Here is a 21,163-nt window from a genome sequence, read left to right as displayed (position 1 = left end):
TCCACGCTACTTCTCGTTCTTGGCCACCACAAACATGCGGTCGCCAAAGCGGCCCGTTAGCTGGTTGAGCCAGTACGTGGGGTACTGCGTGCCAAGCTTAGCCGCCTGCTCTACCACATTGCCGCCCAGGCGGATATGCGCCGGCGCCTTTACTGGGTTTTGCAAATCGACGACCGAAAAGCCGTTCTTCTCCAGCATCTTGCGAATGGTATTCGGCGTGAACTCGTAGAGGTGGTAGGGCGGAATATCCATGCGGCGCTGGCGGCCCAGCAGCTTGTAGGCCGCAAAGCCCAGGCGCATACTCGGCAGGTTGGTGACGCTGGGCAGCGCCAGCACCAGCAGCCCGCCGGGGCTCAGGATGCGGCCAAACTTGCGGATGGCCGCCGCCGGCGACAGCAGGTGTTCGAGCACGTCGCCGAGGTAAGAAAGGTCAAACTGGTTTTCCTGAAAATCCTCGGTGGTTTCAATGTTGCCGGTCACTACGGGCAGGCCCAGCTCGCGGCGAGCATAGTCGGCGGCGTGCTCACTGATTTCGAGGCCGTGCGTTTCCCAGCCCAGGCTTTGCAGGCTTTTGAGGGTGTAGCCGGGGCCGCAGCCTACCTCTAGGTACCGAAAGCGGCGGCCGGGGTAGTGCTGCTGCATGTAGGTCGTGAATTTGTCGGGCCGCACCTGCGTCAGGTCCACCGTTTTGCCTTCCTCGATAAAGGCTTTGTCCTTCTCGGTGCGGTCGTAGTTGGGGCGGTCCGTAAAATACTCCTTGCCATACAGCTTTTCGAGCTGCGCCGGGGTAGGCTGCGGGTCCAGAAAAGCCAGGTCGCACTGAAGGCAGCGCGTACCTTGCAGGCGCTGGCCGTCAAAGACATAGTAGAAGGGCAGGGGCTCGAAGCGGGTGGCTCCGCACAAATCACAGTGGCGCATAAACTGGGCCGGCGCGCCAACTTTAGCGCCGCCGGCGAAACCGCGCCGCCCGTCCGATTGTCGTAAGGGGGAGCGCGTAAGACAAAGTTCGCCCTGCGGGGCCAAACTTGCCTGCCTTGCAGCTGCCCTACCCCCCTTGCCGGGCGCCACTGGCGGCCGGCCCTTCGCCTACCCCCACCACCACGCGCTAGGTCGCGTTCCTCCAGGTTTGTTGTTTATGTCTGAAAATAAAGTAGATGCTGTCGTGATTGGGGCTGGCCCCGTGGGGCTGGCTTGCGCCCTCGAAATTCAGCGCCAAGGCCTCACCGTGGCCGTGGTTGACAAGGGCGCTTTGGTAAATTCTATTGTGGGCTACCCCACCCAAATGGAGTTTTTTTCGACGCCCGAGCTGCTCGAAATTGGCGGCTACCCCTTCCCAATGGCGTCTTATAAACCTCACCGCGAAGATGCCCTCGACTATTACCAGCGCGTGGCTGCCACCGAAAAGCTCAACCTGCGCCTTTACGAAAAAGTGATTGGCCTGCGCGGCCAGGTGGGCGATTTTGTGGTCGAAACTACCAAGGGCGAAATCGCGGCTCGCACCGTGGTGGTAGCCACGGGCTTCTTCGACGTGCCCAACAAAATGGGTATTCCGGGCGAAGACCTGCCCCACGTAAACCACTATTATAAAGAGCCCTACGCCCACGCCAACCAAGATGTAGTAGTGGTAGGGGCCAAAAATTCGTCGGCTAAAGCGGCCCTGGCCCTCACCCGCGCCGGTGCCCGCGTGACGCTCGTTGTGCGTGGCCCCGCCGTAGCCGATACCGTGAAATACTGGATTCGCCCCGACCTCATCAACCGCATTGCCGAGGGCCGCATCACGGCGTATTTTAACACCTCCATCGACGCCATTACGCACCATACCGTGGCCGTAACCACGCCCGAAGGCCCGCGCATCCTTGCAGCGGACTACGTATACGCCCTCACCGGCTACCAGCCCGATTATTCGCTGCTCATCGACGCGCTGGCCCTACCCCTCGACGAAAACGACGCGGCTAAGCCCCCCATCTTCGACACTACTACCCACGAAACGGCGCGCCCCGGCGTGTACGTGGCCGGTACGGTGTGCGGCGGGCTGGCCACCAGCCGCTGGTTTATCGAAAATGGCCGCCACCACGCCCAGCTTATTGCGGCCGCGCTGGCGCTAAAAACCCAGCCTCAAATAGCATAGCTATTCGGGGCTGGGTTAGTTTGGCAGGCGACGCCGCGCAGCTTAGAAAGCAGTCAGCGTAATATCAACGGTGGCCGGAATGCCGCCAGAGGTGTCCGTCAAGGTGAGGTGCATAGTAGTAGCCGTCAGCTCTTTAATGTCGAAGGTGCCACCCGGCAAATCCGAGTTGGGCAGCGCTAGCGTCAGCTTTGCCTCGCTGGGCATATCCCAGGTGCCCTTATCGGTTTGAGGGTCGGTGGGGTCACACTTGGTGGCGCCCTCATCGTGGGTGAGCACTTTGTCTGTGCCAAATTTTAGGAAGTCATCCAGGCTGCACGCCGCGATGGCCCCCGGTAAGGGGAAGCCAGAAACGCTGATGGTAGCCGTGGTGAGGCGCCAGTTCTTGGCCGTCAGCAAATCGGTGCGCGAGGGGGTAGGCGCGGCGGAATCGCTATCTTTTTTGCAAGCCCCTAGGCTAACGGCAACTAGTAGAAATAAGGAAAGCTTTCTCATGCAGAAATAAAAGGTAAGTAAACCGCGCAAAGGTAGATAAAGCGCTGTCTATAAACGCTGGACGATATATAGGTAAAGTTTAATTTTTCTGCCGACATTTCTCGGCTGCTGCCACTGCGTAGGAATACCCCGCCGCCGCGCCACGCCGATAAAATTCGCAGCCGCTGGCTGAGTCGCCCATCTGCTGCGCCAGCCGCCCCAGCAAAAACAGCGTGCGGCCATCTTCGGGCTGGGTTTCGAGGGCCAGCAGGTAAGTAGCGCGGGCTTGGTCGAAGCGAGCGAGGTGGGTGAGGGCTGCGCCTTCGGCCTGGAGGTAGGGTAGGGGCACGGGCCGGCCGGCGCGCTCGTACTGCTGGTGGCCACGGCGCAGGTCGGCCAGGGCGGGGCGCAAGCGGTGCAGGTCGAGTAGGCGGTTTTCGCCGCGGGCCAAGTAGGCTTCAGCCAAGGCGGTATCGAGGGCCAGGGCGCGGCAGTAGCTAAGCTCGGCGGCGGCAGGCTGGTGCAGGGCTACCTGGCAGCGCCCCAACCGAAAGAGCACCCGCGCCGCGTCGAGGGGGGATAGGGGGTCGCCACCCGTAGCAAGCAGAGCGGCCTCGTAGTCGGCGCGGGCAGCGGGGTAGTCGTGGTTGATATCCTGGGCCAATTGGCCGCGCAGGCGTAGGGCAGGGGCAAAGTCTTCGCGGAAGCTCAGGGCTTGGTCGAGGTAGCTGTACGCCGCCTGCCACTGGCCCTGGGCAAAGGCCCGGCGCGCATCGTCGTAGTTAGAGCTAGCAGCCACGCGGTCCATCACGATTTTAGCCGAAATGCCGAACAAAAAAATCAGCCCTACGATGACTGCCACCAACCAAAAATCCTGGCGGTTGAAGCGCACCCGTTGGCGCGGTACTCGTTGCTGGTAGTGCCGCTCGCGGGCCCCGGCCGGCGGCCGGGTGCGCAGGGGCGGCGTGGCCACGGGCGGCACGTGCATGCCGTACACCGACGGCCCGCTGGAGCCTTGGGTGGCTGCCCGGCGCTGCTCCTCGGCCTGGCGGGCCGCTTGCTGAAGCTTGTAGTCGTACTGCGCACGGCGGTCGGGGTCGGCCAGAACCTGATAGGCCACCGCCACGGCTTTAAACCGCTCCTCGTAGTGCGGGTCGCCGCCGTGCTTATCGGGGTGCAACTGAGTTGCCAAGCGCCGGTACGCCTGCTTGATGTCGGCGGCGGGGGCCGACGACGCTACACCAAGTATCTCATAATGATTCTGACTCACACCCTATAAAATTTTAAGCCGCCGCGGACTAAAAGTCAGCCCTGCGCCTGACTTTTTCGTAAAGAACGCCCCGGCCAGCCTAGCCATTGCCTACCGCTGTGCTTTACTAACCGCATTTTCTAGCTAAACAATTCCGCCCTTATGGCCTCCCTGACCGACGACAAAACGCCGCGCAATGACAGCCTCATTGGCAACCTGACCGGCTACCTCGATACCCGCATCGATCTAGTGCGCCTCGAAACGCAGGAGAAAGTAAAAAATGCCTTTGTGGGCACCGTGCACGGCGTGGCATTGGGTATTTTGGGCTTTCTGGTTATCATCTTCGGGTCTATTTACCTCGGGTTGGTACTCAACCAAGCGCTCGAAAGCCCTTCGGCAGGCTTTGGGCTGGTGGCTGGGCTTTACTTGGTGCTGGCTATCCTATTTTTTGTGGGGGTAGATAAAAAGGTATTCCAAGGCGTGGCTGATAAGCTGCTGAATAACACCATCTACAAGTCGGATAAGCGCGAAACCAAGGCGTAGTATTGCCCGCGGTAGCTTACGATTGGCGTAGGGCCAGTGGTTTTAGCTACCAGCCCCAATTGCGCCAGGCACTGCCTACCCCCTCTTTTGCCGTCAACACCTATTCAATTAACCAAACACCATGAGCGAGCCCACCAACCCGCTGTTTGAGGAAGAAAAAGAATTCTTAGAGCGCAAAAAGCTTGAGTACGAGCGGGCTTTGCGTGGCGACGTAGAGCACATTAAAGAACAAACTGTGCACGTGGGCAAGCTGGCACTAGTTGGCGCCGGGGTAGCCGGTGGCATTTGGCTGCTCACCAAAGCCTTTGGCCGCCGCAAACCCAAGCGCCAAGAGTGGCACTACAACGAGCAGGACGACGATGACTACAGCGGCTTCGGCGACGACAGCTACGACTACGATGCCGACGAAAACGCGCCGACCTGGAATGCCAACCGTTACTTCGACCAAGAACCGCACGGCTACTCCGAACAAGTAGATTCGGAAGACGAGGACGAATACCCTACCCCCTCGCTGGCCGACGAGGATGACCCGCTGGACGACAATGGCCTAAGTGAGTCTCCAGACTTTGAGCCCCATTCGAGCCGCCAACACGGCACCGACGACGAGGCTGAAGAGGAGCAGGCGCCCGCTAATGCGCCGCACATGGAGGTATACCACACCGACGCCGAAGACAATACTACTTTCGCTCAACCCGCGGAAAGCCGCCGTTTTCAATCCGAAGATTATAGCCATCCGACGGCCAACCTGCCGTACGATGACAGCCGCCGGATGCCCGAATCGAACAGCTTTACCGCTGCCGAGCCAACCGAGGAAACGAGCACCAGCCAAGAAGATATAAGCACTCCCGCGCCCAAAGCAAAGAAAAGTTTGGTTGGTCCCGCCATCATGTCTTTTCTGCAAAGTGACACCGGCAAGGTAATTGCGGGCCAAGTAGCAGCCGTAGCAATGGCGCTGGTTACGAAGGCAGTAAAAGACTTGCTGCCGAGCAGTGCGGACGAAACGACTAAAAGTTCCGACCTTGCAGCTTCAAAGGCGGCTGTAGGTAGCTTGCCATATGGCCAGCAGGCCCCCAAAGTCGCCCCGCAATCACCCGTTTTGGATGCCCACGACCCCGACGCTTCCACCGCTCCTTCCCCGCTTGCTTGATACCCTGGCCGGGTACCGGCAACAGGGCCGCAAAGCCCTGGCCGTGCTGCTCGACCCCGATGATTTTGCCGCCGACCGCCTGCTGCATTTTGTAGCGCTGACCCGGCAGCATCCCATAGATTTTTTCCTCGTAGGGGGCAGTCTGGTGCTAACCGAGCACCAGGCTGCCCTTATTGCGTTGCTGAAGGCGGAGGCGCCGCAAGTGCCTGTGCTGCTATTCCCGAGCCACGCATTGCACGTAGACCCCGCAGCCGATGGCATTTTGCTGCTGTCCCTTATTTCGGGGCGCAACCCTGATTTTTTGATTGGCCAACACATAGTGGCGGCGCCGCGCCTGCGCCAAAGCGGCTTGCAGGTACTGCCCACTGGTTATATGCTCGTAGATAGTGGCCGCCCCACCACGGCCTCGTACATCAGCGGCACCGCGCCCCTACCCCACGATAAACCCAGCATTGCGGCGGCTACGGCCATGGCGGGCGAGCAGCTCGGCCTGCGCCTCATGTACCTCGATGGGGGTAGTGGCGCCCAGCAGCCCGTGTCGGCCGCCATGATTCGGGCGGTGCGTCAAGCCGTTGATACGCCGCTTATCGTGGGCGGTGGGCTGAACACCGGCGAGAAAATATACACAGCCTTAGCCGCTGGCGCCGACCTAGTCGTAGTGGGCAATCACCTGGAGCGTACCCCCAATTTTCTGGCCGATGCCGTAGCGGCTGTGCGCGAAGCCGAGCATGGTTTAGCGCGAATCTAGCCTCACTCGCTCGCGCCAGGGTACGGGTTTTACGAAGGGGTAGCAAGCCTACAAGGCTAGGAAACAAAAGAGGCCGCCTGTTAAGGCGGCCTCTCTTACTTAATGACCCACATAATCTGCAACTTGCGGGAGCGCAAAGCTAAATTCGCGTAAATCTTCGCTCATTAGCAAGCCACTAGATGTTCATGGCCGACTCGCGGCGGCGCATCTTACCGGCGGGGATGCCAAACATCATTTTGAAGCGGCGACAGAAATAAGCGGTGTCCTTGTAGCCCACCTCTTTGCCAATGTCGCGGATGCTCTTTTTGGTCGTGCGCAGCAGCGAAACGGCACGTTCCATGCGCTGGTACTCGATGTAGTCCTGCGGGTTGATATTGGTCAGCATCTTAAAGTACTGGCCCACGTAGTCCTCGCTCACGTTGGCTACCGTAGCCAGCACCTTGTTCGACAAATCGCCGCTCAGGTTCTCCTTTATGAAGTTGAACAAATCAATCAGGCGTGGGTCTTTGAAGTAGGTGCTGTTGGTGGCTAACTGCTCCACAAACAAGTTGTTGCGCAAGATGTAGCGCACAACTTCTACCACCATGTTCTCGGTGTAGATGCCGATGAGGCGTTCGCGACCGGGCAGGTCTTGCAGCGACTCTTCAATAATTTTGATGACCAGGTTGGCCAGCTTCGAGTTGCCTTTGATAACGAAGGCCGGTACATCGAGCGAAGCAAAAAAGTTAACCGAGTCAAAAACCTTGGCTTCAAACGCTACAAAGCTGTGGCTTTCCTCGGCGTCGCCAATGTAATCGAGCTTGTCGTTGGAGGTGAAAAACCGGTCTTTGTTTGTGATTAAGTCATCGTTGGAGATGAGCCGGCTCGCTGCATTTTGGCCGTAGCCCACGCGCGTAGCCCGCCCGCCAGGCAAGAATAACAGCTCGCCCTCCTCTACCGTCAACTCATCCTCTCCAAATACAATTTTGCCCTGATGAAGCAAAATAAGGTTGTTTCCAACGTCATAGGCGTTGCGTACTGTAAAAGCTTGGCGTAGTACTAAGTTTTTGGCCTTTATGTATCGCACTCCTAGCGATTCAATGACCTTGTTATAATCTTCCATGTGTAAATTTTCTATTTCAGAATGTTTTCAGGAGAGCTCGCGGCAAAAGTACCTAAAGTTACAACTGATTACTACAAGACATTCTAAAAAAAATTCACTAAATGAAAAACCCAGGCCAAAATGGCCTGGGTTCCGTGCAAAAGTTAGCTAAAAAGTGCTGGTAGTTAGCCTTATTTCAAGATTTCGCGGGAAATCACAATTTTCTGAATTTCTGACGTTCCCTCGTAAATCTGCGTGATTTTAGCGTCGCGCATGAAGCGCTCCACGTGATATTCTTTCACAAAGCCGTAGCCTCCATGAATTTGCACAGCTTCCACGGCCGAGTCCATTGCCACCTTCGAGGCAAATAGCTTTGCCATGGCTCCGCTTTTGGCATAATCAACGTGGTTGTCTTTGTCGGCAGCGGCTTGCAAGCACAGTAAGCGGGCCGCGTCAATGTTGGTTGCCATGTCGGCTAGCTTAAACTGAATAGCTTGGTGCTTGGCAATCTCCACACCGAAGGCCTTCCGCTCCTTGGCGTACTTAATGCTCAGTTCGAGCGAACCCGAAGCAATGCCGAGCGCTTGGGCCGCGATGCCAATGCGGCCGCCAGCCAGTACTTGCATGGCAAACTTAAAGCCGAAGCCATCCTCGCCGATGCGGTTTTCCTTGGGCACCTTCACATCGGTAAACATGAGGGAGCATGTGTCGGAGCCGCGGATGCCGAGCTTGTTTTCTTTAGGCCCCACCACGAAGCCAGGCGCATCCTTCTCCACGATAAGCACGTTGATGCCGCGCGATTTCAACTCCGGATTGGTCTGAGCAATAACTAAGTATACCGAAGCCGTAGAACCGTTGGTAATCCAGTTCTTGGTGCCGTTCAGCAAGTAGTAGTCGCCTTTGTCTTCGGCGGTAGTGCGCTGGCTGGTAGCATCGGAGCCAGCTTCGGGCTCCGACAGGGCAAATGCCCCAATAATCTCGCCGCTGGCAAGGCGGGGCAGGTACTTACGCTTCTGCTCTTCGCTGCCGTATTTCTCCAGGCCCCAGCAAACCAGCGAGTTATTGACGGACATAATAACCGAGCAAGAGGCATCGACTTTGGAAATCTCTTCCATAGCCAGCACATAGCTAATCGTATCGAGGCCCGAGCCGCCGTATTCGGGGCTCACCATCATACCCAAGAAGCCGAGCTCGCCCATGCGCTTCACCTGCGCAGCCGGGAATTTTTGCTGGTCGTCGCGCTCAATCACTCCCTCCCACAACTCGCTCTGGGCAAAATCGCGGGCGGCTGCCTGCACGGCTAGCTGTTCTTCGGTAAGCTGGAAGGGGGAGGCAGTAGCCGTAGTCGAAGGCATGTCTAACATAATAGGGGTGGGGTAGGGTAGGAGTGGGAAAAAGATTAGGACTACAAAAATACGACGATGCCTAGCAAGTAGATTGGAAAAAGGGCGTTATACGGAGTGTAATTCAGTATAACGCCCTTGCTAACTAGTACTTATGCCAGGGTGAAGTTAGTTGCGCCGGTTGCCGCCAACTAGCATCATGCCGTAGTAGAGCAGCGTGGCCAGCGAGCTGATGGCGGCCACTACGTAGGTCATGGCTGCCCACCAAAGAGCATCTTTGGCCACGGCGTGCTCTTGGGTAGTAACAACGCCGCTGCGGTCCATCCAAGCCAAGGCGCGGCGCGAGGCGTCGAACTCGACGGGCAGTGTGATAAACGAAAACAGCGTAGCCAGTGCAAATAGCGCTACCCCAATGCCCAGCGGAATGGGCGTGGTGCGCAGCAGCACTACCCCCGCCAGCAGCAGCATGGGCATAAAGCGCGATACGCCCGACAGGGCTGGCACCAGCGCCGAGCGCAGCTGCAAGAAGCTATAGGCCTGGGCGTGCTGCACGGCGTGGCCGCACTCGTGGGCCGCCACGGCGGCGGCCGTGGCCGAGCGCCCAGCGTATACCTCGGCGCTCAGGTTTACCGTTTTGTCGGTTGGGTTGTAGTGGTCCGAGAGCTGGCCTTCGGTGCTGATAATCTGCACATCGCGGATGCCGTGGTCGGCGAGCATTTTGGCGGCTACTTCGCGGCCGCTTAGGCCCGAGCGCAGTCCAATTTCGGAGTACTGCCGAAACTTGCTCCGCAGGCGCTGCTGGATGCCCCAGCTAGCAAGCGTGAGCAGAATGAGAATCAGAAACATCGCAGAAAATAGAAAAGAAGTGAATAGATGAGCCACGCCGGGCAGCTACTGGGCTATTCGCTTCAGCAGCTAGCTAGGCCCCGGCGCGGGCTTTGGCCACAATGCTAGAGGTGCTGTAGCCCGCCACCAGCGGCACGGTGAGTACCTGCCCGCCCCTATTCAACACGATTTCGTGGCCCACAATTCCGTCAATACTATAGTCGTCGCCTTTTACCAGGATGTCGGGCTGCACCTGCTCGATGAGTTGCAGGGGGGTAGGCTCGCCGAAGAGCACCACGGCATCTACAAAAGCCAAGGCCGCCAGAATACGGCCGCGCGAGGTTTCATCCTGCAATGGGCGGCCGGGCTTAAGCACGCTCACCGAGGCGTCGGTATTGAGGCCCACCACGAGGCGGTCGCCGAGGGCGCGGGCCTTTTCGAGGTAATCGACGTGGCCCAGATGCAGCAAATCGAAGCAGCCGTTGGTGAACACAATGCGCTCGCCGGCGGCTCGCCAAGCGGCGAGGGTAGCGGGCAACTGCGCGGGCGTCAGAATTTTATCGGCGGTCATAAGGGAAGCTGGTAAGTAGCAAGCGTTTCAGCTAAGTAATCAGGATGTCATGCTAAACGTGAGTGAAGCATCTTTACCGCTTCACGGGAAGTAACCTGAGTGGCGTGGTAGAGAAGCTTCACGTTGTTCAGCATGGCGTTCTATAGGCTATGGGTTGAGCCAGCCCTACCCCCTTATTCGGTGGTGAGCGGCTCGTGGGCCAGTGCCTCAGCCTCGTCGGTGATGCTGCGCTTTTCGGCGGCGGCCACGGCTACGAAGCTGATGCCGCCCAGCAGCACCACTAGCAGCGTTTGGGCGCCGTGCACTACCAGCGCAAAGGCGATACCAGCCTCTTTGCTAACGCCATAAACCAGCAAAATGCCCTGCACCAGCACGTGAAACGGCCCAATGCCGCCCGCTACCGGTGCGGCCATGCCAAATGCCCCGAATGTGAGCACCGCCAGCGCCGCCCGCGAATCGAGGTTGTAGGTTTCGGGAAAACAGCGGAACGCTAGGTAATCTAGGAGGTAATAGACGAACCAGGTAAAGAACGTGTGGAATAAAAACTGCCACTTGTGCTTGAGCTTCAAGATGCTGAATACCCCCGCCAGCAGCCCTTGCACGAAAATAACGGCCTTGTTGAATAAGGCATTTTGGCGCAGCCGCTCCAAGTTTTTGAAAAGCGTGTAGGCCGCGGCGCCCAGTAGCACCAGCCCGCCCAGCGCCGCCAGCAGCAGCGGCGTGCGGTTGCGGGCTAGCGCATCTACTTGTCCGCCAAAAATCTGGCCGTTGGCAAATGCCCAAAACGTTTTAAAATCCAGCGCCAGCGTAGCGCCGAGTAACCCCAGCAGCACCGCCACATCAATCACGCGCTCCGTCACGACGGTACCCAGCGCTATTTGCACCGGCACGCCGCTCGAACGCCGCAGCACCGAGCACCGAATGACCTCGCCCGCGCGCGGCAGCACGAGGTTGGCCAGGTAGCCAACCATCATGGCGTGGTATACCTTCCAGTAGGGGGCAGGGGTTTGGGAAGCATCGAGCTGCATTTGCCAGCGGTAGGCGCGGCTTAGGTACCCGAGCACCGTGATAAGACTCGTCACGACCAGCCAGAAATAGTTAGCCGTGCGGATATAGTGGCCGATGCGCGACAAATCCTGCCCGCGCATAGCATACCACATAAGCGCGCCCGAAATACCCAGCAACAGGGTGTATTTGAGGACAGTAAGCAGAATTTTCATAGGTAGTTAACCAGTGGTCAGCTGGCCGCTTGCGGTTCGGCCAGCGAGCGCCAAAAGCGAGCGGCCAGCTGGTTCCACTTAGTTCAGGCGGTTGTGCTGGTCCGGAAATACAACGGTAGGCCGGTGCTCGCGAGCTTCTTTAAAATCGACAAGGCCGTAGGAAAACACGATGATAATATCGCCGACCGCCACGCGCCGGGCCGCCGGGCCGTTGAGGCAAATCATGCCCGAGCCCCGTTCGCCCTTGATGGTATACGTTTCGAGCCGCTCGCCGTTGTTGACGTTCACTACGGTTACCTTCTCATTCTCAACCATATTGGCAGCGTCGAGCAGGTCTTCGTCAATGGTAATGCTGCCCACATAGTGCAGCTCGGCTTGGGTTACCTTAACCCGGTGAATCTTCGATTTTAGGACTTCGATGTGCATGAGAAATAAAACAAAACTGCCCGCAAAGATAACGGCGCCCGTAGCGGGCGCCGGGGAAGCGCCGGGCGGGTTGTACTTTCCGGCCACAATCCGCTTTGTGCCCATTCTGGTATGCTGAACAGAATTTTTTGTCGGAATCTGAGTTCTTGGAGCCTGGTTGGCTGGTTACTGCTGGCCGCCCCGACCGCCAGCTATGCCCAAACGCCGCTGGGCCAGCCTTCGCTTGATGAGTCGAAGGTGCAAATCTGGTGCGCCACCGCGCGCTACGTCTACGACGATGCTGGGCGGCCACAGCTCAAGCGCACGCTGCGCTGCGAAGGCGGCAACCTGGCCGCCTTGGCCACCAGCCTGCGCACCGATAGCTTGCGCATTTACTCGCTGCTGTACGCACCCATAGAAGGCAAGGGCCGCATCTACAAAGGCCTGAAAGACAATCCTGCCCGCCTGCAAGCGCTCACCAAGGCCATCATCAGCAAGCTGCGGGCTTCGCCGGCGCGGCAGCACGACCCCGCCCGCCTGGCTGGCCTGCAAGCGCTCGAAAAAAAGCTGACCGACTACGTGCAAACTGGCCTACCCCCCGGCGACCCTACCCCCGCTCCCGAAGCCGAGGCCACTCCCAACAACCTGGCTGGCCCCGCCGAAGCCGCCGAAGCCAGCGGGGCTGCCAGCCCTACCCCCCTCGCTGCGGCTGCGGCGCCCGAGTCGTTACTCAATCGGCTGTTTGCGCCGCTGGCGCTTATTTTTAGTATCTTGAGTCTGGTACTTTATGGCCTGTTGCGCCTAAGTCTGGGGCGCGAGCTGAAACAACTGCGGCGCGCTACCAGCTCGGAGCTGACGGCTGCCCAGCGCCGGCAGGTAGAGGAACTGGTGGCCCAGCGCGTGGCCGAAGTGCTGCGCGCCGCCAGCCCCAGTGCCCCCGAATAACCGATTTTTAGGCCTGCCAGCGGCCAGTCAGCCGGCACCGTACTCTCATTTCGCTTGGCAATGCGTGCATCTTTTCTTTGGGCGGGGGCGTTGGCGGGGCTGGCATTGCTGGCTGGCTGCCGCCTGGCGCCTACTCAGCAGGTAGCCCACAAAGAGGCCGTGCGCACCAATGCGATATCCAATAAACACACCATCAGCGAGTCACCGACGCTGGAGCGCGCCGAGCCCCGGCTGCCGCCTCAGCCGTAGCGCCGCCTTTTTGCTTTTCCTGCGTTGACCTACCCTCCTACCCGCCGCGATGCGCGGCTCGACCTGTATTTTGGCACCACCGTGCCCGACCCCTACCACTGGCTCGAAGACCCCGACGCGCCCGAAACCAAAGCCTGGGTGACGGCCCAAAACGAGGTGACGTTTGGCTACCTCGGCCGCATTCCGTTTCGCAACCAGCTGCGCGACCGCCTCACCAAGCTCTGGAACTACGAGCGTTACGGCGTGCCCGAACAGGAGGGGAATAACTTGGTTTTCAGCAAGAATGATGGCTTGCAGAACCAGGCTGTTGTGTACACGCTGCCAGTTGGGCAGGCCATCGAGCAGGCGCAGGTGCTGCTCGACCCCAATAAGTTTTCGGCCGATGGCACTACGGCGCTGTCCGGCCTGTACTTTAGCAACGACCACCGCTACCTGGCCTACGCTACCAGCGGCGGCGGCTCCGACTGGCACCACATCAAGCTGCTGGATATGCAGACGCGCCAGCCCCTGCCCGACGAACTGGATTGGGTAAAAGTCTCGGGTGCTTCGTGGGCTGGTAAAGGCTTCTATTACAGTGCCTACGATGCGCCCAAGGCCGGCGAAAGCAGCCTGGCCGGCAAAAATGAGTACCACAAAGTGTACTACCACCAGCTGGGCACACCGCAGCACGCCGACTACTTGGTGTACGAGAATAAAAGCATGGCGCTGGGCTTCCGCATCGCCGGTGTCACGGAGGATGAGCGCTTCCTGGTCCTCAGCCTCACCGATGGCAAAAGCGACGGCAACCGCGTGCAAGTGCGCGATTTAAAAGACCCTGAGCAGGCCGCTACCTGGACGACCATCCAAGACAGCTACGAGTTTGACACGAGCGTAATTGGCAACGTGGGCGGCGAGCTGCTGGTGTATACCAATGACCACGCGCCCAACTACCGGGTAGTGCGCATCGACCCCCAGCACCCGCAAAAGGCTAACTGGAAAGATGTTATTCCCGAAACCAAGGAAAAGCTCGAAAGCATCAGCCAGGCCGGCGGCTACCTGCTGGCTACGTACCTGCACGATGCCAGCTCGCAGGTAAAGGTGTATTCGGAAACCGGTGCGTTTAAGCACGAGGTGAAGCTGCCGGCCATTGGCACGGCCGCGGGCTTTGGTGGCCGCCGCACCGACAAAGTGCTGTACTACGCCTTTACGTCGTTTACTTACCCGACCACCATTTATAAGTACGACCCGGCCACCAACGAAAGCACCGTGTTTCAGGCCCCGAAGGTGGACGTGCAGCCCGCCGATTACCTGACCACACAGGTATTTTACCCTAGCAAAGACGGCACGAAAATCCCGATGTTCCTTACCCATAAAAAGGGCCTCGACATCACCAGCAAGCAGCTCCCGACCTACCTCTACGCCTACGGCGGCTTCAACGTGTCGCTCACGCCGGGCTTCTCGGTGGCGCGCATGTTGTGGCTAGAAAATGGCGGCGTGCTGGCCATCCCGAACCTGCGCGGCGGCGGCGAGTACGGCGAGGCCTGGCACAAAGCCGGCATGACGCCGAACAAGCAAAACGTGTTCGACGACTTCATTGCGGCGGCTGAGTACTTGAAAACCAGCGGCTACACCAGCACCGAGAAGCTGGCCATCGCGGGCGGCTCGAACGGCGGCCTGCTTGTGGGCGCCACCATGACGCAGCGCCCCGACCTCTGCAAAGTGGCCTTCCCGGCGGTGGGCGTGATGGATATGCTCAAGTACCAGAAGTTCACCATCGGCTGGAACTGGGCACCCGAATACGGCACCTCCGACGACCAAGCGCAGTTCGCGAACCTCTACAAGTTTTCGCCGCTGCACAACTTGAAGTCCGGCACCGCCTACCCCGCCACCATGATTACCACTGCCGACCACGACGACCGGGTAGTGCCGGCGCACTCCTTCAAGTTTGCTGCCCAGCTGCAAGCCGACCAAGCCGGCCCCAACCCCACGCTCATCCGCATCGACGTGAACGCCGGCCACGGCGCGGGCAAAAGCACCAAGCTCCAAATCCAGGAGTGGGCCGATATCTGGAGCTTCGCCTTCTATAATATGGGCGTGACGCCCGGGCTATAAGCGGCGAGCAGCTTCCGCAAAAAGGAGGGGGTAGGGCTGCCAGCACGGCAGCCCTACCCCCTCCTTTTTGCGTGCCTAATCTCAGTCTAAAAAGAACGTAATGCTTTCTGTCTCAGCACAGAGTTCCGTAGTATTTATTAAGACACAACCTCCAGTGTGGTGCGGAAGGAAACGTAGTTGCCTTTAAACTTGCGGTCCATTTCTTCGCGCAGGGCAGGCGCAAAGTGCTCTTGGTAGGCATCGAGCTGCTCGAGGCTGACGGCGAAATACTGCGCGGCGTATGTGATGCCGTCGTCCTCCTCGTTGAGCAGGCGCAGCAACTGGCTATTGATGAAGCAGCCGGTGCCCACTACTTCGGCCATGTGGTGGTTGAGCATGTAGGCGACCCACTCGTCGGCAATCTGGGGTTCGAGGCTGGTGGTGACGTTGTAAAGAATCATAAACGGCAAATTAAGTAAGCGGCCTGCTAACATAAGGAAGGAGTAGGGGCTTGCCCGCTACTAAGCCCGGCCAATTTCCTGCCCCACCCTTTTGGCTAGCAATGCCTCACACCCGCATGGGGTCAAATTGAAAATCGTTGATGCGGGCCTGAATATCCTTGGCCGACAGCTTCTCGTGGGCGGCAGCTTGGGCCAGAAGGGGCAGCTCCTGGTCGCCGGCCAAGCGCAGCGATAAAATTTGGGCCAGCGTGAGGTCTTTCTCCAGGGTGGCGAAGCGCTGGCCACTAACCTCAAAGTAACGCTGGCGCACTTCGAGGCGGGCAATGCGGTCTTGCAGCGTGAGGGCGTAGTGCTGGCGCAGCATCACGAGGGTGACGAAAAACAGCAGCGTGACGGCGGCCAGCGAAAACCACAAGCGCGAAATTTCGGAGTCGTCGCCGGCTACGCCCACGTAGCGCCGAATGGTGTAGCCCACCATGAGCAGCGTGAGCGGGAGCAGGACATAATGGTGCAACGGGTAGTAACGAACAGGGTTTTTGGCGGCCATGAGGCGAGGAAGGAAAGGCGAAAAATAAGAATACGGGCAAAACAGAAAAAGCTCTGGCCAGGGCCAGAGCTTTTTCTGTTATTCAAGCTTAAATGCTGCAATAAAGGAGGCGCTACGAAGCTTTACGAGCGGCCTTTTCGGCTTGCTTTTGGGCTTTCAACTGGCTTTTAGCAGCTTTCTCCTGCGATTTGGCCGCTTTGTCGGCGCTGCGCTGCATTTTCAATTGTTCTTTTTGCTGCTTAGCCACCTGGCGCTGGGCCTTCATTTGGTGCTTAAGGTCGTTGGCCTGGCTTTGCTGGGCTTTGAGTTCGCGCTTGCTTTCTTTCACCGATTCTGCGGTGGCCTTGCGCTGGTCGCGCTGCTGCTCGTAAGTAGCCTTAGCATCCTGCACGGTTTGAGCCGGTACAGTTTGGGCAGGCGTAGAAAGGGCTGGGTCGGGAGTGGTCGTTTGGGCGTGGGCCGCAGTAGCGACCAAGCTAGCTGCTGCGAAGGCAGCTAGCACAAATATGTTTTTCATTAGCAAAGAATTAGACAGCTAGTTAGCTTCTCACTTTAACGTAAAAGCCAACTTTAAGTTGGTAAAATTCAGTGATGTTCCTGCGTAGGCTCGCTACAGTTCAGGTCTTTGCCGAGGCTCATAGGCCGAGTATTTCCTACCCAAGAGGCCACTACGGCGAGGAAGGAAATACGCAGGATAAGGTAAGAATTGGCGTGGCGAAAAATAGCCTGAAGCACGCAATTCCAACCCCTTACAGCCTGCGCCTACCCCTCTTCATTCACCCGACGAAGGGGTAAGCGCAGGCTGTTTAGGCGTGCGCTACGCAGCCACTATGGCAACCTTCGGGCAGCAGGGCATCCTCGACCTGCACGGTGCTGTGGTGGATGTGGAACTCGCGCAGCAGCCCCGCCGACAGGTTGGCCAGCCAGGCGGCGTCGGCGCCGCCGGGGCGCACGAGGTGGGCCATGAGGGCTGTATCGTGGCCGTCGCTGCTCATACTCCAGATGTGCAGGTCGTGCAGACTTTCGACCTGCGGCTGGCTCAATAAAAACTGCTGAACCTTCTCTAAATCAATACCATCGGGCACGGCTTGTAAGCCCAGGCGAATAGTATCACGCAGCAAGCCCCACGAGCCCACGGCAATCACCACGAGCAAGCCCAGGCTCAGCAGCGGGTCGAGCCAAGTCCAGTGGGTGAAGTACGTAACGGCCCCGCCTACCACCACGCCAAGGCTCACGAGGGCATCGGTGAGCATGTGCAAGTAGGCGCCGCGCACATTCACATCGTCTTTCTGGCCAGCATGAAACAGGAAGGCCGTGAAGCCATTAACCAAAATGCCAGCGCCCGCCAGCGCCATCACGGCCACGCCGTTCACGGGCGCGGGGTGGCGCAAGTGGTCGATGGTTTCCCAGAGAATAAAGCCCAGCGCGCCGTAGAGCAGCGCCGCATTGAGCAAGGCCGCCTGAATGGTGGCGCCGCGGTAGCCAAAGGTGTAGCGCCCCGTGGCCGGCTGGCCAGCCAGCCAAGCCGCGCCCCAGGCTAGGGCCAAACTCAGCACATCGCTCAGGTTGTGGCCGGCGTCGGAGAGCAGCGCCGAGGAATTGGCCCAGAGCCCGCCCGCCGTTTCAGCCGCCACAAAAGCCAGGTTTAGCCCAATGCCGATGGCGAAAGCGGCGCTGAACTTGCCGCCCGTTGGGGGCGCGGCGTGCACGTGGCCAGCGTGGCCGTGGTCGTGAGAATGGCTATGCGAGTGACCCATGAGTGGGAAGAGTAAGCGTGCAACGGCCCCAACAACAAGGCCGGGGTTTGGGTGCGAAAGTAGCGCTCGTTCCGGCGGCAGCCCTCCCCCTCCCCCCGCCTTATACGCTACTTAAAGGTGAGCGGTACTACCAGTTTCACGCTCACGGTGCGGCCCATGTTGTACACGCCGCGCCGGCCGCTGGTGTAGTTTAGGTCCTCGTACTTGAGGCGGCTCAGGTGGCTTTGGTAGGCTACGTCGAAGAGGTTGTTGGCCGTCACGAACAGCGAAAACAGCGTGCGGCCCTTGGCATCGGCCACGTCGGTGCCTACCCCCGCATTAAACAAGGTGTAGGCTGGCGTAGCCGTTTCGGTATCGTAGGCGGCGAAAAAGCGGTTCTGGGCAAACGTCTGTTCCAGCTGAAAGCGGGCGTACACGTTGGTGAGGCGCTGACCCTGGCGCCGGAAGTTGCCGCGTAACTCCGACAGCAGCCGGTCGGCCGGAATGAAGGGCAGAAACTGCTGCTCCTCGGGCACGCTAAGCTGGCGGGCGCGCACCATCGAAAACGAGTTTTCGAAGTGCAGCCAGTCGAGCGGGTGGGGGTGAAAATCCAGGCTGACCTCGCCGCCCAGCAGCCGTGCCTGCCCTTGCACGTACTGAAACAGCCCAATGTCAGGCCCCGTCGATACCAGCGAGTCGGTACCGGCCCGGTTCAGCACGCGCCGCTGAAAGATGTAGTTGTTAATGGTATTCTCAAACGCATCGATGCTAAAGCGCACGTGGTCGGTAGCATAGCTCACGCCGGCGTCGAGCTGCAAACTGGTTTCGGCCTTGAGGTCGGGCGCGCCCACTTCGTAGCGAATGGTGCCTTCGTGCACGCCGTTGGCGCCCAGCTCGGCAATGTTCGGCGCCCGAAAGCCGCGCGAAAGATTGGCCTTCACCGTGAGCTTGTCGGTGAAGCTGTAGGCCGCGCCCAAGCTACCGCTGTAGTTCTGAAACGTACTCAAAAAGCCCGGAAACTTGGTTTCGGCCCCCGGTGTAGCGGCGGGTGTAGGGCGCTCGTCAGCGTCGAGGTATAGGCTTTGGGCCGAAATACGGCGCACATCGTACCGCAGCCCGCCGCTGAGGTCGAGGCGGCCAAACGACTTTTTCAGTACCCCAAATACGCCGCCCTCCGTCATGTTATAAGCCGGAATGAGGAATTCAGTGCCCAGGTTCCGGTTTTGCTGGCGCAGGCCAGTGGTGCCCACCGCCAGGTTCCAGCCGCTGAATTCGGGCAGGAAATAGCGCAACGCGTAATCCACGGTACGTAGCTGGAAGTAGAGCTGCGGTTCGGTCGGGTTGAGGGCGTCGCCGTACTCGCGGCGCAGATTCTGCTGGTAGTTGACTTGCAGCGCCAGCCGCCCGCCCTTATCGCCGATAATAAAATTATTATCAGTGCCAAAACGCAGGTGATTAATAAGTTGACGCGGCACCGACAAGCCGTAGCCGCGCAGTTCGTCGTCGCTCACTACCCGCGATTCTACTTGGTTGCCTACCCCCACATCGTGCACAAAGCGCCCGCTGGCACTGTCGCGCACGCCTTCAATAAGGCCAATTTTTTGGTTGAACGTGCTGAAAGTCAGGTGTGAGTAGCCCCAGCTTTTGTTTAGGCCCAGGTAGCCGTTGGCGTCCCATTCATTGAAGCCCGAGTTGAAAACCCGGCCGTCGTAACGGTTCTGGTAGTTGCCGGCCACTTTGCGGGTGCCGCGCATCAGCCAGTTCAGGCCGTTGATATTGCCCGCGTTTTCGAGCGAATAGCCCTGTTGGTGGTTGTTGGTCTGGTGGTTAGCCGTGGCCGTGCCCGTGATATGGCCCTCTGCAATAGGGTCGGGCGCTAGAAAGTTGATGACGCCCGCCATGGCATCGGAGCCATACAGCAACGAGCCTGGCCCCTTAATAATCTCGGCCCGGTCAATGCTAAACTCGTCAATCTCAATGCCGTGCTCGTCGCCCCACTGCTGGCCTTCTTGCTTGGCGCCGTTGTTGAGGGTCACCACGCGGTTGTAGCCCAGCCCGCGCACCACGGGCTTGCTGATGGCCGCACCAGTTGTAATCTGGCTGATGCCGGGCGTGTGCGCAATGGCATCGATGGCGTTGGTGGCCGAGGTTTGGTTGAGGCGCGTGTGGTCCACAACTGTGGTGGGCACCGGCGAGCGCCGCACCTCCGTGGCCTGCGACACGCCCGTAACCACCACCTGCCCAATTTCGGTGGCAGCCGGGCTCAGCTTGAGGTCAGCCAGTTGGCCGCTGCCGGTGTCTACCGTCTGGCTTATTGTGTTGTAGCCCAAGGAGGTTACCTGCATCAGAAACCGGCCCCGCGGCAGGTTGGCAAAGCTGAAGCGGCCGTCGGCATCCGTCGCCGTGCCCTGCTTCAGGTCTGGAAAAACCACGTTGGCGCCCGGTAGCGCCTCGCCCGTTTTGGCATCGGTGAGCCGGCCAGTGAAAGGCGCTGCGGCCGTAGGCCGGCTGCGCACCGGGGGGGTAGGAAGGGCTTGTGCCCCGGCCGCTGGGGCCCAGGAGCTTATGCCCAGTAAGATAGCATACTTCTTTAACATAACCCGAAGTGTAGTGGTGCAAAAAGAAAAGAGAGTGGCTAGCCCGGCTTTGCGCAGGCTGCTCGCCCTAAGCGCGTGCTTTTGCCGGGCATTGCTAGCGTAGTCGCCAGCGCCGCGCAACGTAGTAGCGCTAATAAAGATTTAGCTGGTGCCGGCTATAGGCATGGGGCTCAGCTCACTGCCCAGCAGCAGGGTAGGGGCCAGGCTCACTAGGGCAATGCTGGCAGTAGAGCTAAGCCAAAGAGGTTGAGACTTTTGAAAAGCTCAAGAGAAAGGAGAGGCAGCAGGTATATCCGGCTCGGCAGAGCTGCCCGCTCGCCGGCACCGTGTGGTGCTTTAAGTACCGAAAGCTGCTAGCCTACGGGCGGGCCGCGTAGCGCCGTACGCCGCAGCACGGTGGCCGAACACGCCAAGGTAGCCGGCACGGCCAGTGCCCGGTAGCTGAGTCGCATAGGGGGTAGGGGCACTACTACCGGGGCTCCCGCCTGAAAAGGCACCTGGTAAAACTGCTCGGCATGGCAGTGCAGGTGCTTGGTAGTTAAAACGATTTTCCCCTGAATGCGCTTGCTAGAGACAAAGGCGGGCTCCTCCGTGGTGTGCTCGTGGGTATGTAGCGCCAGCACCCACGCCTCCGGTAGCAGCGTCCGCACGAGGCAGAGCAGCAGGAGCAGGGCGAAGTAGGGGCGCGTGAATCGCAACACAGTACCTAGAAGTAAACCGAACTCAACAGACGAGCGAACGCCGCCAGCAGTTGCATCGATGCTGCAAAGGTACACAATCTGCTGAAGTCAGCCGAACTTTAAATGCAACTTAGTTGCATTTAAAGT

General features: G+C 59.2%; 22 protein-coding genes. 7 read left to right on the top strand and 15 right to left on the bottom strand.

Features of this window, described 5'->3' with window-relative positions:
• Window positions 1–6: 6 nt before the first annotated feature.
• A complete protein-coding gene (locus GO988_RS07430; protein ID WP_157563756.1) occupies window positions 7–918 on the bottom strand; it encodes a class I SAM-dependent methyltransferase in 912 nt (303 codons plus the stop codon).
• Window positions 919–1,135: 217 nt separating this feature from the next.
• On the opposite strand from GO988_RS07430, the gene GO988_RS07425 reads away from it, so the two are divergent.
• Window positions 1,136–2,128: a YpdA family putative bacillithiol disulfide reductase gene (locus GO988_RS07425; protein WP_157563754.1), complete on the top strand. Its 993-nt coding sequence runs from the start codon at window positions 1,136–1,138 to the stop codon at window positions 2,126–2,128.
• A gap of 42 nt (window positions 2,129–2,170) precedes the next feature.
• Here the strand turns inward: GO988_RS07425 and GO988_RS07420 are convergent, their stop codons facing one another.
• Together GO988_RS07420 and GO988_RS23740 are read right to left on the bottom strand one after the other, a co-directional pair.
• Entirely contained in the window at window positions 2,171–2,620 is a 450-nt protein-coding gene (locus GO988_RS07420; RefSeq protein ID WP_157563752.1) for a hypothetical protein, read from the bottom strand.
• Between the two features lie 79 nt (window positions 2,621–2,699).
• Window positions 2,700–3,869, bottom strand: a complete 1,170-nt coding sequence (locus tag GO988_RS23740; protein ID WP_198172567.1) for a J domain-containing protein — start codon at window positions 3,867–3,869, stop codon at window positions 2,700–2,702.
• Window positions 3,870–4,010: 141 nt separating this feature from the next.
• Here GO988_RS23740 and GO988_RS07410 point away from each other — a divergent pair, with 141 nt between their 5' ends.
• From GO988_RS07410 to GO988_RS07400, 3 genes are all read left to right on the top strand, one after another.
• Window positions 4,011–4,391 (top strand): phage holin family protein, encoded by a 381-nt coding sequence (locus GO988_RS07410; protein ID WP_157563750.1) that lies wholly within the window; start codon window positions 4,011–4,013, stop codon window positions 4,389–4,391.
• A gap of 121 nt (window positions 4,392–4,512) precedes the next feature.
• On the top strand, window positions 4,513–5,538 hold the full coding sequence (locus GO988_RS07405; protein WP_157563748.1) for a hypothetical protein: 1,026 nt from the start codon (window positions 4,513–4,515) through the stop codon (window positions 5,536–5,538).
• Complete coding sequence (locus GO988_RS07400) at window positions 5,531–6,286, top strand: geranylgeranylglyceryl/heptaprenylglyceryl phosphate synthase (RefSeq protein WP_232341439.1); 756 nt, start codon at window positions 5,531–5,533, stop codon at window positions 6,284–6,286. The genes GO988_RS07405 and GO988_RS07400 overlap by 8 nt, the downstream gene beginning before the upstream one ends.
• Window positions 6,287–6,461: 175 nt before the next feature.
• On the opposite strand, the gene GO988_RS07395 is transcribed toward GO988_RS07400, so the two are convergent.
• From GO988_RS07395 to panD, 6 genes are all read right to left on the bottom strand, one after another.
• On the bottom strand, window positions 6,462–7,388 hold the full coding sequence (locus GO988_RS07395) for an AraC family transcriptional regulator (protein WP_157563744.1): 927 nt from the start codon (window positions 7,386–7,388) through the stop codon (window positions 6,462–6,464).
• A 170-nt stretch (window positions 7,389–7,558) separates the two neighbouring features.
• A complete protein-coding gene (locus GO988_RS07390) occupies window positions 7,559–8,722 on the bottom strand; it encodes an acyl-CoA dehydrogenase (protein WP_157565377.1) in 1,164 nt (387 codons plus the stop codon).
• Window positions 8,723–8,878: 156 nt separating this feature from the next.
• Window positions 8,879–9,556 carry a zinc metallopeptidase gene (locus GO988_RS07385; RefSeq protein WP_157563741.1) on the bottom strand — a complete coding sequence of 226 codons (678 nt, stop codon included), beginning with the start codon at window positions 9,554–9,556 and terminating at the stop codon, window positions 8,879–8,881.
• Window positions 9,557–9,629: 73 nt separating this feature from the next.
• A complete protein-coding gene (gene rfaE2 / locus GO988_RS07380; protein WP_157563738.1) occupies window positions 9,630–10,106 on the bottom strand; it encodes a D-glycero-beta-D-manno-heptose 1-phosphate adenylyltransferase in 477 nt (158 codons plus the stop codon).
• Between the two features lie 173 nt (window positions 10,107–10,279).
• A complete protein-coding gene (locus GO988_RS07375; RefSeq protein WP_157563735.1) occupies window positions 10,280–11,326 on the bottom strand; it encodes a lysylphosphatidylglycerol synthase transmembrane domain-containing protein in 1,047 nt (348 codons plus the stop codon).
• Between the two features lie 78 nt (window positions 11,327–11,404).
• Window positions 11,405–11,752, bottom strand: coding sequence for an aspartate 1-decarboxylase (panD, locus tag GO988_RS07370; RefSeq protein WP_157563732.1), 348 nt, complete (start codon window positions 11,750–11,752; stop codon window positions 11,405–11,407).
• Between the two features lie 111 nt (window positions 11,753–11,863).
• Here panD and GO988_RS07365 point away from each other — a divergent pair, with 111 nt between their 5' ends.
• The 3 genes from GO988_RS07365 to GO988_RS07355 are packed head-to-tail and all read left to right on the top strand — an operon-like array spanning window position 11,864 to window position 15,016.
• Window positions 11,864–12,676 (top strand): hypothetical protein, encoded by an 813-nt coding sequence (locus GO988_RS07365; protein ID WP_157563730.1) that lies wholly within the window; start codon window positions 11,864–11,866, stop codon window positions 12,674–12,676.
• A gap of 60 nt (window positions 12,677–12,736) precedes the next feature.
• Window positions 12,737–12,925 carry a hypothetical protein gene (locus tag GO988_RS07360; protein ID WP_157563727.1) on the top strand — a complete coding sequence of 63 codons (189 nt, stop codon included), beginning with the start codon at window positions 12,737–12,739 and terminating at the stop codon, window positions 12,923–12,925.
• 24 nt (window positions 12,926–12,949) lie between these two features.
• Window positions 12,950–15,016 (top strand): prolyl oligopeptidase family serine peptidase, encoded by a 2,067-nt coding sequence (locus GO988_RS07355; RefSeq protein WP_157563724.1) that lies wholly within the window; start codon window positions 12,950–12,952, stop codon window positions 15,014–15,016.
• Window positions 15,017–15,153: 137 nt separating this feature from the next.
• Here GO988_RS07355 and GO988_RS07350 read toward each other — a convergent pair whose 3' ends face one another.
• The 6 genes from GO988_RS07350 to GO988_RS07325 form a co-directional block, all read right to left on the bottom strand.
• On the bottom strand, window positions 15,154–15,456 hold the full coding sequence (locus GO988_RS07350; RefSeq protein ID WP_198172566.1) for a DUF4286 family protein: 303 nt from the start codon (window positions 15,454–15,456) through the stop codon (window positions 15,154–15,156).
• A 106-nt stretch (window positions 15,457–15,562) separates the two neighbouring features.
• A complete protein-coding gene (locus GO988_RS07345) occupies window positions 15,563–16,003 on the bottom strand; it encodes a DUF6526 family protein (RefSeq protein WP_157563719.1) in 441 nt (146 codons plus the stop codon).
• Window positions 16,004–16,115: 112 nt separating this feature from the next.
• Window positions 16,116–16,520, bottom strand: coding sequence for a hypothetical protein (locus GO988_RS07340; protein ID WP_157563715.1), 405 nt, complete (start codon window positions 16,518–16,520; stop codon window positions 16,116–16,118).
• Between the two features lie 289 nt (window positions 16,521–16,809).
• The gene (locus GO988_RS07335; protein ID WP_157563712.1) at window positions 16,810–17,760 is read right to left on the bottom strand and encodes a cation diffusion facilitator family transporter; all 951 of its coding nucleotides are present in this window, start codon (window positions 17,758–17,760) and stop codon (window positions 16,810–16,812) included.
• A gap of 107 nt (window positions 17,761–17,867) precedes the next feature.
• A complete protein-coding gene (locus GO988_RS07330) occupies window positions 17,868–20,336 on the bottom strand; it encodes a TonB-dependent receptor (RefSeq protein WP_157563709.1) in 2,469 nt (822 codons plus the stop codon).
• Window positions 20,337–20,689: 353 nt separating this feature from the next.
• Window positions 20,690–21,037, bottom strand: coding sequence for a hypothetical protein (locus tag GO988_RS07325; RefSeq protein WP_157563706.1), 348 nt, complete (start codon window positions 21,035–21,037; stop codon window positions 20,690–20,692).
• Window positions 21,038–21,163 lie beyond the last annotated feature (126 nt).

It is taken from the genome of Hymenobacter ginkgonis (genome assembly GCF_009755225.1).
Taxonomy (GTDB): domain Bacteria; phylum Bacteroidota; class Bacteroidia; order Cytophagales; family Hymenobacteraceae; genus Hymenobacter; species Hymenobacter ginkgonis.
Note: the sequence above shows the minus strand (reverse complement) of the source record. Positions and strands in the feature narration are given on the sequence as shown.

What these genes read in the sequence shown, in the direction of transcription:
- GO988_RS07430 (WP_157563756.1), bottom strand. Translation starts at nt 918, where the DNA reads ATGCGCCACTGTGATTTGTGCGGAGCCACCCGCTTCGAGCCCCTGCCC.
- GO988_RS07425 (WP_157563754.1), top strand. Translation starts at nt 1,136, where the DNA reads ATGTCTGAAAATAAAGTAGATGCTGTCGTGATTGGGGCTGGCCCCGTG.
- GO988_RS07420 (WP_157563752.1), bottom strand. Translation starts at nt 2,620, where the DNA reads ATGAGAAAGCTTTCCTTATTTCTACTAGTTGCCGTTAGCCTAGGGGCT.
- GO988_RS07410 (WP_157563750.1), top strand. Translation starts at nt 4,011, where the DNA reads ATGGCCTCCCTGACCGACGACAAAACGCCGCGCAATGACAGCCTCATT.
- GO988_RS07405 (WP_157563748.1), top strand. Translation starts at nt 4,513, where the DNA reads ATGAGCGAGCCCACCAACCCGCTGTTTGAGGAAGAAAAAGAATTCTTA.
- GO988_RS07395 (WP_157563744.1), bottom strand. Translation starts at nt 7,388, where the DNA reads ATGGAAGATTATAACAAGGTCATTGAATCGCTAGGAGTGCGATACATA.
- GO988_RS07390 (WP_157565377.1), bottom strand. Translation starts at nt 8,722, where the DNA reads ATGCCTTCGACTACGGCTACTGCCTCCCCCTTCCAGCTTACCGAAGAA.
- GO988_RS07385 (WP_157563741.1), bottom strand. Translation starts at nt 9,556, where the DNA reads ATGTTTCTGATTCTCATTCTGCTCACGCTTGCTAGCTGGGGCATCCAG.
- rfaE2 (WP_157563738.1), bottom strand. Translation starts at nt 10,106, where the DNA reads ATGACCGCCGATAAAATTCTGACGCCCGCGCAGTTGCCCGCTACCCTC.
- GO988_RS07375 (WP_157563735.1), bottom strand. Translation starts at nt 11,326, where the DNA reads ATGAAAATTCTGCTTACTGTCCTCAAATACACCCTGTTGCTGGGTATT.
- panD (WP_157563732.1), bottom strand. Translation starts at nt 11,752, where the DNA reads ATGCACATCGAAGTCCTAAAATCGAAGATTCACCGGGTTAAGGTAACC.
- GO988_RS07365 (WP_157563730.1), top strand. Translation starts at nt 11,864, where the DNA reads ATGCTGAACAGAATTTTTTGTCGGAATCTGAGTTCTTGGAGCCTGGTT.
- GO988_RS07360 (WP_157563727.1), top strand. Translation starts at nt 12,737, where the DNA reads ATGCGTGCATCTTTTCTTTGGGCGGGGGCGTTGGCGGGGCTGGCATTG.
- GO988_RS07350 (WP_198172566.1), bottom strand. Translation starts at nt 15,456, where the DNA reads ATGATTCTTTACAACGTCACCACCAGCCTCGAACCCCAGATTGCCGAC.
- GO988_RS07345 (WP_157563719.1), bottom strand. Translation starts at nt 16,003, where the DNA reads ATGGCCGCCAAAAACCCTGTTCGTTACTACCCGTTGCACCATTATGTC.
- GO988_RS07340 (WP_157563715.1), bottom strand. Translation starts at nt 16,520, where the DNA reads ATGAAAAACATATTTGTGCTAGCTGCCTTCGCAGCAGCTAGCTTGGTC.
- GO988_RS07335 (WP_157563712.1), bottom strand. Translation starts at nt 17,760, where the DNA reads ATGGGTCACTCGCATAGCCATTCTCACGACCACGGCCACGCTGGCCAC.
- GO988_RS07330 (WP_157563709.1), bottom strand. Translation starts at nt 20,336, where the DNA reads ATGTTAAAGAAGTATGCTATCTTACTGGGCATAAGCTCCTGGGCCCCA.